Source organism: Oceanobacillus longus, assembly GCF_042650085.1.
In the GTDB taxonomy this organism is placed as follows: domain Bacteria; phylum Bacillota; class Bacilli; order Bacillales; family Amphibacillaceae; genus Oceanobacillus; species Oceanobacillus longus.
This window is the reverse complement of record NZ_JBHSAO010000001.1, coordinates 797,017-811,971: the sequence shown is the minus strand read 5'-3', so window position 1 is coordinate 811,971 and position 14,955 is coordinate 797,017. Positions and strand designations below refer to the sequence as shown.

Below are 14,955 nucleotides of genomic sequence, written 5' to 3'. Positions count from 1 at the left end.
TAACAGTCTACATATAGTTGTATCGTACTGCTGTGTGTTTGTTTTCTTTCCCGTCTTTGCCTTTTACATGAAGCAAGAGTAGTACGAGTAAACCAACGATAAAAGTGAATGCTGCGATAGACAAAAACATACCTGTTCTTGATAGATCCATCAGACGAGAAAAAATTGGTGGACCTAATGCAACGCCAAGAAATCTTACCGATCCGTATAAAGAAGTCACAAAACCTCTTCGTTCTTTGCCAACTGCCCCTGTTATAATGCTGTTTACACAAGGTAGGATTAGACCAGCTCCTACACTGCTTAAAGCGAGTACGGCAAGAAAGGGAATAAGCTTTTCAATAAATACAAGTGACCCGTAAGAAATTGTCTTTAATAGAAAACCAAGCAATACTAATCTTTTCATCTTCACCAGATTCTTTCCAATATTACTTCCGGTGAAATAGGAAACGGTTACCATCACCAACAATGGTAGTGCTAGAATTAATCCTTTCATAACACCTTCGATGTTATAATCTGTTTCCAAATTATCCGATAGATAAAATAAAATACCAAATAAGGCAAATAAACATGTTCCACCAGCTAGATACGTTGTAAATAACCATCTTCCCTCGTGCTTAAAAACACTTAAAAGGCCTCTAACATATTTACGAAAAGGAGGAGGAGCCTGACGGTTGCTCTTTTCTTTAATAAAAATCCATACGAGTAAAGCTGAGACAACGCTAATCAAAGGGAAAGTAAAAAATACGGAATACCAAACGATTAAAGCTAGGATAGACCCAAGTATTGGAGACAAAACCTTACCCAAGCCATTGGATGCTTCATAAATTCCAAGTACTCGGCTTTGTTCTCCACCTTTAAACAAATCACCAGTCAATGCCATCGCAATAGGGGACGTCCCTGCAGCACCGACTCCTTGTATAATTCTGCCAATCATAATCCATAAAAAAGCATTTGAAAAAAACGCAGCACCTAACCCTGCGATTAACCCTCCTAAACCAAACAGTAGTAAAGACGGTATAATTACAATCTTACGGGAAAATCGGTCCGAAAGGTAACCAACAAAAGGAATAAAGATTGCAGCTGCAATGGAGAATACGGTTATTGTTAAACTTACCTGCATCTGAGAAAGCTCTAAAGAAGTTTTCATTTCAGGTAATATTGGAATCAACATGGAATTTCCAAGTGTCATAATAAGAGGAATAGATCCAATAGTGGTTATAGTCATACCCTTATTTTTCTTCTTCACGTACTATCTACTCCCCTTTAGTATATTGATGTTAATTTCTGAAGTACACGTTATTTTATGTTTATTGGAGGAGAAACCAACCACCCTTTTTCCTTCATTACTTTTAATAATTTAAGCTCGTATTCTTCTTTTTGAGTGCTGAACTCACTGAACATGGTACGTAAATCTTCCCGAATAGCTATACCTATTATATAACTGCATAATAGTCTCCCTGTCATTAATTCTTTTTGCATGAGTACAGCAATCTCCGAATCGTTAAACCGTGCACCTGCAGGGATATCCTGAACTTCCACGTTTGGGCGATCAGGAGGAGCCGGTGGTAAACGAATGCCTGATTCCTTTAGAAGAGTCTCAACTTGTTGTTCTTCTTGTGTAAAGACATTTTCCAGGAGGTCTTCTAAAAAAACTTTTAGATCCTGTTCACCAGTATGATTAATCAAAACTTGGAGTGTAACGAGTGTTCCTTTCATGCTATACAAATAGGACCACAGATTGAAAACTTCCCCAGAGTGTAATGGTTCTTCCCTTGCTTTATTATTTATTACTCCCATTCGGATCCCTCCTAGTTTATTCATTTATATAAGTTTTCCTGAAATGAGATAAATTATCCTATTAAGAACCCATTCAGCTGCATATCGCTCAAGTGAGATTTTATTACTTTAGGTATTTTACCCAAGACAGGAACCTACTTATGATTTATACATAATCTAAACACAGATATAAATTCCATTTTGGTAAGGATGGTTGCAAATATGATAAAAAAAATTTCATTGTATATGATGATTATGCTATGTATTGTTGTTGCGGGTTGCAGTATGAATGATTCCTCATCTAGTTCAAAAGAAGATGTTGTTCGAATTGGGTATCAGAAAAATGGTCCACTGATTATCTTAAAGTCACTTGGTACATTGGAAGAAAGACTTAAAGAAAATGGATACAAGGTAGAATGGAATGAGTTCCAGGCAGGTCCAGCATTAGTAGAAGCTCTTAATGCAGGGAGTATAGACTTTGGAAGAACCGGAAATTCACCACCTATTTTTGCTCAAGCTGCAGACGCACCATTCGTAACCATAGCGGCAGGGAAATCCAAATTTGAAGGAAGCGGTATATTAGTGCCAGAGGATTCAGAAATAACATCTATAAAAGATTTAAAAGGGAAGCAGGTAAGCTTTGCTAAAGGATCGAGCTCCCATTATTTGATTGTGAAAGCGCTGGAAAGTGAAGGATTAAATTATACAGATATTACTCCTGTATTTTTGTCACCTGGTGATGCCAGAGTAGCATTTGAACAAGGGAAAACAGACGCAATGGTAGTTTGGGATCCTTTTACTTCATCAACGGAAGTTAATATGAATGCAACACTTTTAGTCAATGGTGAAGGGTTTACAACAGATAGGGATTTTTTTATAGCGAATGAAGTGTTCGCAGAGAAACACGAAGATTTGATTGCCGTTATTTTGGAAGAGATTGAGAACTCCTCTGTCTGGGCTAACAATCATCATGAAGCGTTAATCGATATGCTAGCACCGATTTTAAAAATTGATGAAGAATCCATTAAGATGGCTATCGAACGAAGAGTCTATGGTGTTGATTCATTAAATGAAACGATAATAAAAGAACAGCAGGAGATTGCAGATACATTTTTTCGACTGGACATTATTCCAAAGAAAATAGATGTTAAAGATGTCATGGATAGGCAATAATGACAGAAAGGAGGGCTGGGCAAATGAAACTTTTACTAAAGGGTTATATTAAAAAGTTCATTCCCTGGTTTTTACCCCTCTTATTACTTGTTGGATGGCAACTATTATCATGGGTAGGGGCAATTCCCGAAAGAATTATGCCAGCACCCACAAAGGTTTTACAAGCTGGTATGGAACTTTTATCAACGGGGGAATTATTTAGCCATATTTCTATTAGTCTTGGCAGAGCATTAGCAGGATTCCTCATAGGGGGAGTAATTGGATTTGTATTTGGGTTACTTAACGGTATATTTCGTTTTGCTGATCTTTTTTTCGATACATCTATTCAAATGCTGCGGAATATTCCACACCTCGCATTAATTCCACTTGTTATTTTATGGTTTGGGATTGGGGAAACATCCAAAATCTTTTTAGTGGCGTTAGGGGTTCTTTTTCCAATCTATATCAATACGTATCATGGCATTAAATCGGTTGATAAAGGATTAGTAGAGATGGGACGCGCGTACGGATTAAAAGGAACATCGCTATTCTTTTCTGTTATTCTTCCGGGTGCAATGTCGTCTATTCTTGTAGGTATTCGATTTTCTTTAGGAGTAATGTGGTTAACGTTGATTGTATCGGAGACGATCTCTGCCCATAGTGGTATTGGATATATGGCAATGAATGCTAGGGAATTTATGCAAATGGATGTAATTGTTTTAAGTATCTTGCTTTATGCGTTATTCGGAAAGTTATCCGATGTTATAGCAAGGTATTTGGAAGGAAAGTTACTTCGCTGGAACACCTAATTTACCAAGGAGGTAACCGAAATTGGAACAATCTACAAAAGAAAAGTATATTATGATTACTAATTTACAGCAATCGTATGGAGAGCGGGCGGTTCTGAAAGGATTGGACCTTAGTATAGAAAAAGGAGAGTTTGTAGCAATCGTTGGGAAGAGTGGTTGTGGGAAGAGTACCTTACTTCGATTAATTGCAGGACTGGAAAACTTCAATAAGGGTTCCATTTATATAAATGATGAACCATTGAACCATTTAAATGAATATGCACGTATCATGTTTCAGGATGGGAGGCTTCTTCCATGGAAGCGGGTGATTGATAATGTGTGTATTGGACTTCCTAGCGATTTCAAAGTAAAAGCGGTTGAAGCTTTACATCAGGTTGGATTGGAAGATCGTATGAACGACTGGCCGTCCAAACTATCCGGTGGTCAGAAGCAACGGGTGGCGTTAGCCAGGGCTTTAGTTCATAATCCTTCACTACTACTATTGGATGAGCCACTCGGAGCACTTGATGCACTTACTCGAATTGAGATGCAGGATCTCATCGAGTCACTTTGGAAACAAAAGAAGTTTACATCTATTCTCGTTACACATGATGTGGAAGAGGCGGTTGCTATCGCTGATCGAGTCATATTAATTGAAAATGGAAGTATAAGCTTGAATCGGACTATTCGTTTGCCTAGGCCGAGACAACGTACACATCCTGCTTTTTCGATGTATGTAGAAGAAATACTGGAGAAAATTCTTGATCGTAATAAGGGTAAAATCGCTTTAGTAAGGAATTCAAAGGAATCCCACATTTAAAACTAGTTCCATTTCACTCCATAAATGATAAAAGCTACACCAATTATCAAAATCATCTTACCGAAAGAGTTTTTATCAGCTTCTTCCCTGAAACGATTTCTCTCATTAAATGCAGCACTTGTACACATAAGGACAGTTAAAATTGCGAGGGGGTCCCGTTTAGGTTGTTTTATTTTGTTAGGATAAAAAATGAACCTCTATAAAAAGTAGGTTCATTTTCGGTTACTATTCTAAATCTTCATCATCGAGTCTTCTGAAGCCTTCTTGCTGAAGATAATCAGCAGCGGCATTGTAGGTTGCATATGTACCATCCAATAAGTCTCCTGCATAGATATTCCATAAGTCAAAATCATGAATTATTTTAAGGATTTGTAGTTCGTTATTAATCCAGCTCTCTTCAAAAGGTTCTGATTCAGCGAGGGATTTAATGGATTGCTTTATGATTTTACGCAGTTCATCAGGGGTAAAATCACGGATATTTACCATTCCTTTAGAATCAACCGTATAGTTTTCATCTATTTGTTCAGCATAAACAAATCCATTGCCATTTGGATGAAGATGATAGACGACAATCTTCTTTTCCATGACACTTTCTTCAAAATGAAAATTGACACGGCCTAATGATACATCATGACGCTCTAATTCTGTAAAGTCTTCAATAATTGCTAGTTTTTTTTCAAATGTAAGCATGTTACCTCCAGATAGATGTTATTTAAGAATCAATTTTTATTATACCACTTGAATATTGTAAAATACGAAGGAACTGCATTAAATCTTTATAGGAAAAAATGGATAATGCTTGTTTATTCTAAGATACTTTTGTTATAATACAAGTAACAATCAAATACTTTCTTATTTTAGATTTTTTTAAGGTAAGGATAGAGGTGCAGAAACCATTAGTACTTATGTTTAGGAGAATGAGATCCGGGGATACATAAGGAAAGGGGAATTTGCCGAAGCGGAAGGAGACTCATCATCCTGAAGTTGGTTCTGTTATTTAATAGATGCAGAACTGTCATATAGGGAACTATATGGAGGGCTATCAAGCGTAGAACTAACACAAGTTCTAAGCAGCAGCGGGCTCTCGTTGGTGCTTTTTATTTTGGTCCTCCACACCTATCCAAAAAATTAAAGAAAAGGTGTGAACAGTTATGAATTTCGGTAACGTATTAACAGCAATGGTAACTCCGTTTGATCCATATGGAGAAGTAGATTTTGAAGCTACTAGAGGATTGGTTAATTACTTGATAGCAAATGGCTCAGATGGGTTAGTGGTTGCGGGAACAACAGGTGAATCGCCTACATTAACGCATGATGAGAAATTAAAATTATTTAAAGTTGTTGTGGAGGCAGTGGATGGGAGAGTTCCAGTCATTGCAGGCACAGGATCAAATAATACAAGAGCCTCTATTGAACTTACAATAGAAGCGGAGAAAACAGGTGTGGATGCAATTATGCTTGTTACTCCGTACTACAATAAACCGTCACAGGAAGGTATGTATCAGCACTTCCGCACGATCGCAGAAAGCACTGCATTGCCTGTCATGCTGTATAATATACCAGGAAGAAGTGTTGTTTCCTTAGATTTGGATACGATTATACGTTTATCTCAAATTAAAAACATTGTCTCTGTAAAAGAAGCAAGTGGAGTTTTAGATCGTACAGCAGAACTTATCAGTCATACGTCTGATGACTTTAGTGTGTACAGTGGAGAAGACAGTCTAACACTGCCTACGCTCGCTATCGGTGGTACGGGGATCGTATCTGTTTCTTCCCATATCATCGGGAACGAAATGCAGGAGATGATTGAGCATTTCAATAGAGGTGAAGTTACGAAAGCAGGCGACATCCATCGTCGTATATTGCCGGTGATGAATGCAATGTTTCAAGCTCCAAGCCCAACGCCAGTAAAAGAAGCATTAAATCGAATCGGTGTGCCTGTTGGAAGTGTACGCTTGCCACTCATACCGTTAAATGATTTGGAACGTGAATCTTTATCAAAAGTAATTGCAATCTACGAGGAAAAAAGAGTAGCAGGATATTGATCACTTAGGGGAATAAGCGCATATGCTTATTCCCTTTTTCTCATTAGGATATGTTAAACTAACTTGTAAGAATACTTTAATCATGGTTTCAAGAATAAAGGGGTAGCAACATGATACGAATAAGTGGCATCACTAATGACCAACAGTTGAAAAGAAATGTTTCCATAAATGAACTAAATTTATCTGAGTATAAAATGTGTTGGATTGATTTTAATAGCCCAAATGAAGCAGAAATCAATCATTTAGAACAGACTTTTCATTTTCACCCACTTGCAATTGAAGACTGTGTATACAGACTACAACGACCAAAATTGGACTATTACGATGATTACACCTTTTATGTGACACAAACGGTGAGAGAAGGAAGCAAGGATGTTTCAAAAGATGAGCTGAATTTTTTTATAGGAGATAACTATATCGTCTCATATCATCAAGAACATACAAAAGAAGTTGAAGATGTGTGGGACCTTTTTTTAACACAGAAAAGTAGTTTTCAGTGGGCACCTTATTATGTGCTATATAGAATCTTGGATAAGATTGTTGATAATTATTTTCCGCTTATTTATAAAATTGAAGATGAATTAGACAAAATAGAAGACAATACGCAAAATAAATCAATGGATCTTTTAATGAATGAGCTTTTTGATATCAGACACACGCTACTGAACTTAAGACATACATTTAATCCTATGCGTGATTTACTTTATCGCATGCTGAATTCTCAACACTTAGATGGGGTTAAAGAAAGAAAAGAGTATTTTTCCGATATTTATGACCACCTATTAAAATTATCGGAAATGGTCATGTCTAATCGAGAAGTAACAGCTGACATTCGTGACAGCTATTTGTCTTTAAATTCACATCAAACAAACAATGTTATGAAAGTACTTACAATCATCACCTCGATTTTCGCACCTTTAACGTTTATAGCTGGTATATATGGAATGAACTTTGAGAATATGCCTGAATTAGCATGGGAGTATGGTTATTTTATTTCCCTTGGATTAATGGCAATAATTAGCATGTCGATGATCCTTTGGTTTAAAAAGAAAAAGTGGTTTTAAATACTGGAACATTAAAGTTAATAATTACGTTTTAAAAGGAGACACTTAATGGCTGATAAAAGGAGAACAGAAGCGGTTGATCAGTTTATTGAAGATTTACCAGAGGAAATTCAAATCATTACAGCAGATTTAAGGAAACTAATCCTTAATTCTTCTCCGAAGCTTGTAGAAGAGCTTAAATGGTCTATGCCGAACTATTCCTACAACGGGTTGGTTTGTTATCTGCAAACTGCTAAGAAGCATGTGAACCTTGGTTTTCATAAAGGTAATGAACTTCAAGAAATAGATGCGTTTAAACTATTACAGGGTACAGGGAAAACAATGAGACATATTCGAATAAAAAATAGTGAAGATATTAAACCTACATTCTTTACCTCACTTATTCAGGAAGCAGTAGCATTGAATGAGCATGAAAACGAATAAGGACTTTCTTGCCAAAAAGCGCAATTCTTAAATGAGAATTGCGCTTTTTTCTCTTCAGTCAATAAGCTGGAATTTTAATTAGTTCTTTAGACTTATTTTATTGTTAAATTATGACTTAAAAGATGAATTCGCGTACAGTGGTTGTACAACAACAAAAAACAGTTACTGGTACATTGGTATCAATTGTCGATGTAGTGAAAAAAGCGGAAATAAAAAAACCTGCTATAATCGTTGTTGGGGAAGTAGTACGCTTCAAAGATAGAATCGATCAATTGAAAAAGATGAATCAAAACAATGAACGAGAAGTACTGCAATTATTTAACTGATGACGGAGGGATTATTATTCATATGAAAGGCTTGAACGGCAAAATAATTGGTGTTGCAGCAGCCCGTAAAGCGGACGTAATTTCAACACTTATACAGAAAAATGGGGGAACACCAAAACTATTTCCCATTCAGGGAGAACAACAATTAAACGAGAGTATCTGTGAAGAAAATGTAAGGGAGTTATTGGTTACTCACTTTGATATGGTGGTGTTAACAACAGGTGTTGGCGCTGAAACATTGGAAAATACAGCACATCGCCTTAATCAACATTCCAATTTCATCCAGAAACTGGAGCGTTCAACCTTGGCCATTCGCGGAAGTAAAACATTGAAATGGATAAAAAATAATTCGTTGTCCGCAAAATTTATTGCGGAAGATGGGACCATGGATAGTCTATTGGCAGCAATGGCTACGGAACAAGCATACACAGGTAAACACTTATTTCTGCAGGCGTATAATCAGGACGACGTTAACTTAAAAAAATCCCTTGAAAATCTTGGATATCATGTCTATTTGTCAAAACCATACCAATTTATGCCACCAGACGATAAAACATTGAAGGATCTGAAGCAGGCTATCTTAGATCAAAGCTTGGACGCAGTTATTTTCACAAGTAAAACACAGGTGCAGAACCTTTTTCAAACTTCTGCAGAGCAAATCGTTAAAGCATTAAATAAAAAGGTCTTAGCCGTAGCGGTTGGAAAAGTAACTGCAGCTGAACTTGGTAAAAAAGGAGTTATTAATGTTTTTCAACCAGAAAAGCAAAAAATGGGTGCCTTGGTCGTTGAACTTAGCGATTATTATATAAAAACACCACCAACAGATGAATTTTAACGAATACCTTATTAGAGAAGATCCTTTTTGCTTTGCCATTTTCAAAACCTCCGTTCGGCAGTAACTAAAGCTTATTTCCTTATGGCTTGCCAATGGCTAATGTAAACCTTATCGGGGTATAAAAAGGGAAGATTTATCGAAGGTGTGGACGAATCTTAACATGTCCCTTCATTCTTTAAACGATTTTATTTTACAATTATTACTTGCTAATTTACAATTACCACTTAGGTTGGCTTGATTAATAATTAGGATATGAACCGAGTTGTTTACCATAATTAAAATTGGTGTAAATAAATTATAATAAGACTCAGCCTTATCTTTTTAAGGAGGATATTACATCATGACAAAAACGATATTTGAAATTGAAGAGCTTATTACGAATCGGATAAAGGAAATTCAAAATATGGTAGCTGATGATCCGTATCGACTGCATTACCATCTGATGCCACAAATCGGACTCTTGAACGATCCAAATGGCTTTGCCTATTTCAATGGTTGTTACCATATTTTTTATCAATGGAATCCGTTTGAAACAAAACACGGTATCAAATACTGGGGACATTATATTTCTGAAGACCTTGTTCATTGGAAAGAGGCACCAATAGCCTTGGCTCCGGATCAATGGTATGACATGAATGGTTGTTACTCTGGAAGTGCTGTCGTACACCAGGGGAAATTATATCTATTTTATACAGGAAATGTAATGGATGACGAAGAGAACAGAGAATCCTATCAATGTATGGCTGTTTCCGAAGATGGTATAGATTTTCATAAAAAAGGACCGATCATTCATGTTCCTGAGGGTTACACAGCACATTTTCGAGATCCGAAAGTATTCTATAAAGAAAATCAATGGTACATGGTAGTTGGAGCGCAAACAACAGAAGAAAAGGGAGAAGTTGTATTATACACTTCTCCAGATTTGGAAAATTGGACTTTTCATGGTGCTCTCGCAGGAAGTGGACATAATGGCCTTGGAGATTTCGGGTATATGTGGGAATGTCCGGATTTATTTAAATTAGATAATCAGGATATTTTAATCATTTGCCCACAGGGACTTGTACCAAGAGGCTATGAACTTAATAATATCTTCCACGCCGGATATCTTGCAGGGAAAGTAGACTATGATAATGTATCCTTTCAACATGGCCCATTCACTGAGTTAGACAGAGGATTTGACTTTTATGCACCGCAAACCATGATCGATTCAAAAGGGCGAAGACTATTGGTCGGTTGGATGGGGAATGCAGAAGAAGGGGAGTCAATCCATCCAACAACGAGATATGAATGGATTCATACCCTTACCTTGCCGCGGCAGCTTGAGTGGGAAGAGGGCAAATTAATGCAATATCCAGTAGAGGAACTTCAAGGATTACGTGAAAATAAAATAGAATATGCAGACGTGCCATTAAACGGAGATAAAATATCACTTCCAAACATTCAAGGGAATGTATTGGAACTGGAGATTACCATTAAATCCGGTGATTGGAAGTCTTTTACTACTACAATCGGGGAAAATAAGGAAATTTCATATGATAAATCGACCCAAACATTTTCCTTCCAACGATTGAACCTTGCAGACAATCATACGTTTGAAAAAAGATATTGTGTACTTGACGAATTAAGAAGTATTCGATTATATAAGGACACTTCTTCAATCGAAATATTTATAAACGGTGGGGAAGAAGTATTTTCTGCAAGAGTTTTCGATTACACGGACGATCAGGAAATCCACTTTTACGCAGATCGCAATTTAACAATGAATGTAAAAAAATGGGACTTGAAAAAGTTGAATGCATTTAATTCTAACAGCATTAATCAGACATTGGGAATTTGAAAAAGGTATTATCCTGGTATTTGTGAAATAATAAAGATAACGGAGATTCAGTTAGTACCTGGATTAAACGTTATCTTTTTAAATTAAGGTTATTATCGGGTAAAAAGTCATAAATACCTTAGATGTTACGAATTGATTATAGAGTGGTATAAACATTATAAATACATATGGAGATATACTTATCGATTTAATGAATATATTATTTAAAAAGACTGCGGAGGTTCATGATGACATTTGAGAAGCAACTAATCAATAAAACCTATTATAAAACATTTATAGAAGGCAATGAAAGTATGCACCCTATTCAGGTTTTAGGTGAGATGTATATGACTGAACAAAAGAAAGAAGTAACGGATTTATCGTCTATTCGCTTCTCTCAAGGAGAGGTATATTTTTTAAACAAAGATTTTGAATCAGCTATTTTTAAATGGGAGAATATTTCAGATAATTTAAAGCCATGGGCTCAGAAAAATATAGCGGATGCTCATTATGAACTGGATTTGCTTGCAATTGCTGAGGAATATTATAAAGCTGTCCAAACTGATTCGGATGTTTTAAAATCGGAATTACTTCTACAGCTGTTTTCACTATACATAGAGCGAGGGAAAATTGAACAGGCGGCTAATTCCATTACAAATGCAATTGACTTCAATCCAGATTATCCTAATGTAACTGATTTAGCGCGGGCATTTTTTGAGGAACAACAGGATTTTCCCAATGCGGTTAGACTTGCTGTCAAGGAAGCGATTCGAACGGAATCCCTGTCATGGTATGAAGTTTTAGAAACGTATGTAGAACGGGGCTATACAGCGAAAATCACACCTAACTATTTTAGTGAGGCATTAATAACTTTATACACGATTGATCAAGTTCGTTTTGAGAGTCTCGTCGTAGCATTATGGAATAGTTACAAACAAAATGATTTGTATTTTCCGTGGCTTCATGAAATCAACGATCTTTTACTGAATATAGAGCTGGGACGTTCCCATATATGGCAAAAACTGTCGATCCTCTATAGAGAAAACTACTTTGAATTAATTAACGGAGATTATTTAATAAGGGACTTATCGGACGTCATACCGAAATATTTAACAAATTGGATGAAAATATCTACCGTTTCAGATGGTCTCATTTCTTCAACGGCTGTACTTGCATGGAATGATATTTTCCCGTCCCAGATAGACGCTTCTATTGTTACTGTAGCGGAAAGCATTGTGAGTGAATCTTCCCATGATCATAATGGGATGGAAAACGGATTGAGGCTATTCGATGCTATACAAAAATGGGCAACAAATAATGGCGTTTTATTGAGTGAACAATTTGGATGGTGGATTCGTGAGCAAACAGATTTGGAAAATCACCACCTTCTGATTGCCGGGACTTCAGCGAGTGTGAAAGCGGACTTTGTGAACACGTTGGTTGGCGATGAACTTGAAGGAGATTATACTTCAGCCATTCTTTTTAAAGATGGTGACGAAGCGGAGATGCATGCTATTTCAGATAATGAGATTAGAAATATATCCCACCTTGGTGAGGTTCATACAAATATACAAAATCCATTCATTGTATGGAAAAAACCGATATCGTATTTGCATAAAAACAAACTTACCCTGATTGATACTCCGGTACTTTCAAATCAAACCGAAAGCAGGAGTGCAGCATTTCCTTATTTACATGTAGCAGACAGTGTGCTATATGTCCTTAATGCTGATTTGCCACTGACAGGTAAAGAACTTGATATGGCTGTTAGAATGAACGAGCAGCAACCCGAGATGTCAATTCATTTTATATTAGGAAATATGGAGCAAATCGATAATAACGATGAAGCAATGGAACTTATTGAGAGTACGAAAGCAAAAATCAAGACGTATTTTCCATATGCTAAAGTCTTTGCTTTTTCCAAATATTATGAACATGAAAGTCAGTTAGATGAGTTGTCAGCGTTCATTGGTTCGATGAAAGACAAAGATGAGCGAGACATGGAAGTGCGCCGTGCAAATACAATCCTTTATTATATTAAGGAATCGATTAAGTATCTGTTCGATAGACGAACGGAAATAGAAAATTCCTTAATTGATAATATAAAATGGAATGAAGAGATGGTAACAAAGCTCGAAGGTGCGGTAAATCAGGTAAGTGATATGGAAGAAGAGAAAGTTCGAATTATTCATCGTTCCTATAATAAGATTAAAGCTGAAATGAGCGAACAATTGACAGCGGAAATACCTAAACTGCTTCGGGAATGCTCTAGAATGGTAAATGAAGACAGTAATTTTGAAAAAATTCATGTACAGCTTAATGAAGAAATGAATAAGCAAGTATTTAATTATATTGAAGGAACGATCTTACCGGAATTTCGCATAGCAATCCAAGGATGGATTATAGAAAGCGAAGAAGAATTTAAAGAAAGTCAGGCAAATTTAAATGAATTGAGTGAGAGTTTTAATTATCTGTACGGTGAAGAAAAAATTGTATTGGATTGCGACTTTAAAGTACTGGATGACTGGCGCCGAGATGCAGATCGTATGACAAGGGGAAACATCCAACTGGCAAATGCCAATATACTGTTGCGTTCCACCCCGTCACAGTTATTATTTAAAAGTGCTGGAAAGCTATTTGGATCCTTATCGCAAAATAAAGGGATACTTCAAAATAAATACAAGCAATTCATTGAAGGTAAAGATTATAGTGAAACTGCAAAATCGATTACAGGCACGTTTATGCAGCAGTTTGAGATATTCGAACAATCATTGGCACGGGATATGAGCATGTTTTTCGCCAAACCTCATGAAGTGCTTCACGAAAGCTTAGAAAATACACATAAGGAGATTAAAGAAGATAAAGATACTTTAAGCAATATGCGGGAAAATCCTGAAATTTACCGCGACCCACTCACACAATTTGACCTAAAGCTTCGTCAATTTGAATGGATGGCTACTGCAGGTGAACAAATCAAGGTATAATCAAAACTTTCTGAAGGAAGATACGTTACGTATCTTCCTTTTTCGGCAAGTAAGAGAGTAAAAACTTTCTTACTTGCATAAGGGCAACTAAGGCTTGGCGGATGCCGAGTTTTCTAATATTCTTGGAAGTTGCTGTATAAATTTCATTAAAGAACTCATGTTAAGAATAGGAGGTGTTAATCATGGGAAGAGATCGTCAAGAAAAAAAGTTAAAAGAGAGTGGACGAGTAGAATCAGATCGAGATGTCGGTCTACGCTATAAAGGATCAACCAAAATGTCAAGTCCTGAAGAAGCCAGAAGATTGAACGACGGTAAAAAGTAGAATCTAAAATACAGGAGACCTACTTAACTATTGTTAATCATTGAACTGAAAAATCACTCAATAATAGGACGCATTTCCTGAAAGGGATTTGCATCCTAATTTTTTTATGTCACAATGGCAATATATGAACAAACAGCCTTACAAAGGTTTTTAATGCGATTACTCATTCTACAATACAATCTTGTTATAATATAGAAAAAAGGGGGATTTAAGATGGATTATTGGATGCTTGGTTTAATTAGCGCTGCTGTCATCATTGTATCATTAGTGTTAACCGTCCGTGTTTTGAAAGAAGAAGATAAAAAAATAAAAAAATACGAGGGAGAAGAGGACAGCGCTGCGAACGAATTAAAGCGATCGAACGATTATGAAAAAGAGTCACTTACCAAAAATGTTAAAAATCTATCTTTTATTTATGTGATTGTAACAGCTATTTCTATTATTGTGTTGGCATTTTATATTTTTTCATTGTAATAAAACAAACGTAATTACTGATAATAGTATTCAAATCACTTAATCCTCCTTCCTCCTTTTCAAAAATGGCGACAGTTGAACTGCTAAAGGATTTATGAGATTTTCCTTATCTTTTAATGTTCAATAATT

General features: G+C 36.2%; 15 protein-coding genes and 1 riboswitch. Of the genes, 12 read left to right on the top strand and 3 right to left on the bottom strand.

Features of this window, described 5'->3' with window-relative positions; genetic code table 11:
- Positions 1–7: 7 nt before the first annotated feature.
- Positions 8–1,225, bottom strand: coding sequence for an MFS transporter (locus tag ACFOUV_RS04220; RefSeq protein WP_379495756.1), 1,218 nt, complete (start codon positions 1,223–1,225; stop codon positions 8–10).
- A 71-nt stretch (positions 1,226–1,296) separates the two neighbouring features.
- A complete protein-coding gene (locus ACFOUV_RS04215; protein WP_379495503.1) occupies positions 1,297–1,797 on the bottom strand; it encodes a DUF3231 family protein in 501 nt (166 codons plus the stop codon).
- Positions 1,798–1,998: 201 nt separating this feature from the next.
- Here ACFOUV_RS04215 and ACFOUV_RS04210 point away from each other — a divergent pair, with 201 nt between their 5' ends.
- Genes ACFOUV_RS04210 through ACFOUV_RS04200 form a run of 3 tightly spaced genes read left to right on the top strand, consistent with a single transcriptional unit; the run spans position 1,999 to position 4,536 of the window.
- Entirely contained in the window at positions 1,999–2,949 is a 951-nt protein-coding gene (locus ACFOUV_RS04210) for a sulfonate ABC transporter substrate-binding protein (RefSeq protein ID WP_379495502.1), read from the top strand.
- A 23-nt stretch (positions 2,950–2,972) separates the two neighbouring features.
- Positions 2,973–3,737 carry an aliphatic sulfonate ABC transporter permease SsuC gene (gene ssuC / locus ACFOUV_RS04205; protein ID WP_379495501.1) on the top strand — a complete coding sequence of 255 codons (765 nt, stop codon included), beginning with the start codon at positions 2,973–2,975 and terminating at the stop codon, positions 3,735–3,737.
- 52 nt (positions 3,738–3,789) lie between these two features.
- Positions 3,790–4,536 carry an ATP-binding cassette domain-containing protein gene (locus tag ACFOUV_RS04200; protein WP_379495755.1) on the top strand — a complete coding sequence of 249 codons (747 nt, stop codon included), beginning with the start codon at positions 3,790–3,792 and terminating at the stop codon, positions 4,534–4,536.
- A 225-nt stretch (positions 4,537–4,761) separates the two neighbouring features.
- Here the strand turns inward: ACFOUV_RS04200 and ACFOUV_RS04195 are convergent, their stop codons facing one another.
- Positions 4,762–5,226 (bottom strand): hypothetical protein, encoded by a 465-nt coding sequence (locus ACFOUV_RS04195; RefSeq protein ID WP_379495500.1) that lies wholly within the window; start codon positions 5,224–5,226, stop codon positions 4,762–4,764.
- Between the two features lie 181 nt (positions 5,227–5,407).
- A riboswitch (Lysine riboswitch) is annotated at positions 5,408–5,586 on the top strand.
- A gap of 101 nt (positions 5,587–5,687) precedes the next feature.
- Between ACFOUV_RS04195 and dapA the strand changes: the two genes are divergently transcribed.
- The 9 genes from dapA to ACFOUV_RS04150 all read left to right on the top strand — a co-directional run bounded on the left by dapA (position 5,688) and on the right by ACFOUV_RS04150 (position 14,826).
- Complete coding sequence (gene dapA, locus ACFOUV_RS04190; protein ID WP_379495499.1) at positions 5,688–6,581, top strand: 4-hydroxy-tetrahydrodipicolinate synthase; 894 nt, start codon at positions 5,688–5,690, stop codon at positions 6,579–6,581.
- A 110-nt stretch (positions 6,582–6,691) separates the two neighbouring features.
- Positions 6,692–7,645, top strand: coding sequence for a magnesium/cobalt transporter CorA (gene corA, locus ACFOUV_RS04185; protein WP_379495498.1), 954 nt, complete (start codon positions 6,692–6,694; stop codon positions 7,643–7,645).
- Positions 7,646–7,693: 48 nt separating this feature from the next.
- A complete protein-coding gene (locus tag ACFOUV_RS04180) occupies positions 7,694–8,068 on the top strand; it encodes a DUF1801 domain-containing protein (RefSeq protein ID WP_379495497.1) in 375 nt (124 codons plus the stop codon).
- 122 nt (positions 8,069–8,190) lie between these two features.
- Positions 8,191–8,394 (top strand): hypothetical protein, encoded by a 204-nt coding sequence (locus tag ACFOUV_RS04175; RefSeq protein ID WP_379495496.1) that lies wholly within the window; start codon positions 8,191–8,193, stop codon positions 8,392–8,394.
- Positions 8,363–9,229: a uroporphyrinogen-III synthase gene (locus ACFOUV_RS04170; RefSeq protein ID WP_379495495.1), complete on the top strand. Its 867-nt coding sequence runs from the start codon at positions 8,363–8,365 to the stop codon at positions 9,227–9,229. Before ACFOUV_RS04175 ends, ACFOUV_RS04170 begins: the two co-directional genes overlap by 32 nt.
- Positions 9,230–9,569: 340 nt before the next feature.
- Positions 9,570–11,066, top strand: a complete 1,497-nt coding sequence (locus ACFOUV_RS04165; RefSeq protein ID WP_379495494.1) for a glycoside hydrolase family 32 protein — start codon at positions 9,570–9,572, stop codon at positions 11,064–11,066.
- 227 nt (positions 11,067–11,293) lie between these two features.
- The gene (locus tag ACFOUV_RS04160) at positions 11,294–14,029 is read left to right on the top strand and encodes a GTP-binding protein (RefSeq protein WP_379495493.1); all 2,736 of its coding nucleotides are present in this window, start codon (positions 11,294–11,296) and stop codon (positions 14,027–14,029) included.
- A gap of 182 nt (positions 14,030–14,211) precedes the next feature.
- A complete protein-coding gene (locus ACFOUV_RS04155) occupies positions 14,212–14,352 on the top strand; it encodes a YpzI family protein (protein WP_379495492.1) in 141 nt (46 codons plus the stop codon).
- A gap of 213 nt (positions 14,353–14,565) precedes the next feature.
- Positions 14,566–14,826 (top strand): hypothetical protein, encoded by a 261-nt coding sequence (locus tag ACFOUV_RS04150; RefSeq protein WP_379495491.1) that lies wholly within the window; start codon positions 14,566–14,568, stop codon positions 14,824–14,826.
- Positions 14,827–14,955: the final 129 nt, after the last annotated feature.

What these genes read in the sequence shown, in the direction of transcription:
- ACFOUV_RS04220 (WP_379495756.1), bottom strand. Translation starts at nt 1,225, where the DNA reads ATGACTATAACCACTATTGGATCTATTCCTCTTATTATGACACTTGGA.
- ACFOUV_RS04215 (WP_379495503.1), bottom strand. Translation starts at nt 1,797, where the DNA reads ATGGGAGTAATAAATAATAAAGCAAGGGAAGAACCATTACACTCTGGG.
- ACFOUV_RS04210 (WP_379495502.1), top strand. Translation starts at nt 1,999, where the DNA reads ATGATAAAAAAAATTTCATTGTATATGATGATTATGCTATGTATTGTT.
- ssuC (WP_379495501.1), top strand. Translation starts at nt 2,973, where the DNA reads ATGAAACTTTTACTAAAGGGTTATATTAAAAAGTTCATTCCCTGGTTT.
- ACFOUV_RS04200 (WP_379495755.1), top strand. Translation starts at nt 3,790, where the DNA reads ATGATTACTAATTTACAGCAATCGTATGGAGAGCGGGCGGTTCTGAAA.
- ACFOUV_RS04195 (WP_379495500.1), bottom strand. Translation starts at nt 5,226, where the DNA reads ATGCTTACATTTGAAAAAAAACTAGCAATTATTGAAGACTTTACAGAA.
- dapA (WP_379495499.1), top strand. Translation starts at nt 5,688, where the DNA reads ATGAATTTCGGTAACGTATTAACAGCAATGGTAACTCCGTTTGATCCA.
- corA (WP_379495498.1), top strand. Translation starts at nt 6,692, where the DNA reads ATGATACGAATAAGTGGCATCACTAATGACCAACAGTTGAAAAGAAAT.
- ACFOUV_RS04180 (WP_379495497.1), top strand. Translation starts at nt 7,694, where the DNA reads ATGGCTGATAAAAGGAGAACAGAAGCGGTTGATCAGTTTATTGAAGAT.
- ACFOUV_RS04175 (WP_379495496.1), top strand. Translation starts at nt 8,191, where the DNA reads ATGAATTCGCGTACAGTGGTTGTACAACAACAAAAAACAGTTACTGGT.
- ACFOUV_RS04170 (WP_379495495.1), top strand. Translation starts at nt 8,363, where the DNA reads ATGAACGAGAAGTACTGCAATTATTTAACTGATGACGGAGGGATTATT.
- ACFOUV_RS04165 (WP_379495494.1), top strand. Translation starts at nt 9,570, where the DNA reads ATGACAAAAACGATATTTGAAATTGAAGAGCTTATTACGAATCGGATA.
- ACFOUV_RS04160 (WP_379495493.1), top strand. Translation starts at nt 11,294, where the DNA reads ATGACATTTGAGAAGCAACTAATCAATAAAACCTATTATAAAACATTT.
- ACFOUV_RS04155 (WP_379495492.1), top strand. Translation starts at nt 14,212, where the DNA reads ATGGGAAGAGATCGTCAAGAAAAAAAGTTAAAAGAGAGTGGACGAGTA.
- ACFOUV_RS04150 (WP_379495491.1), top strand. Translation starts at nt 14,566, where the DNA reads ATGGATTATTGGATGCTTGGTTTAATTAGCGCTGCTGTCATCATTGTA.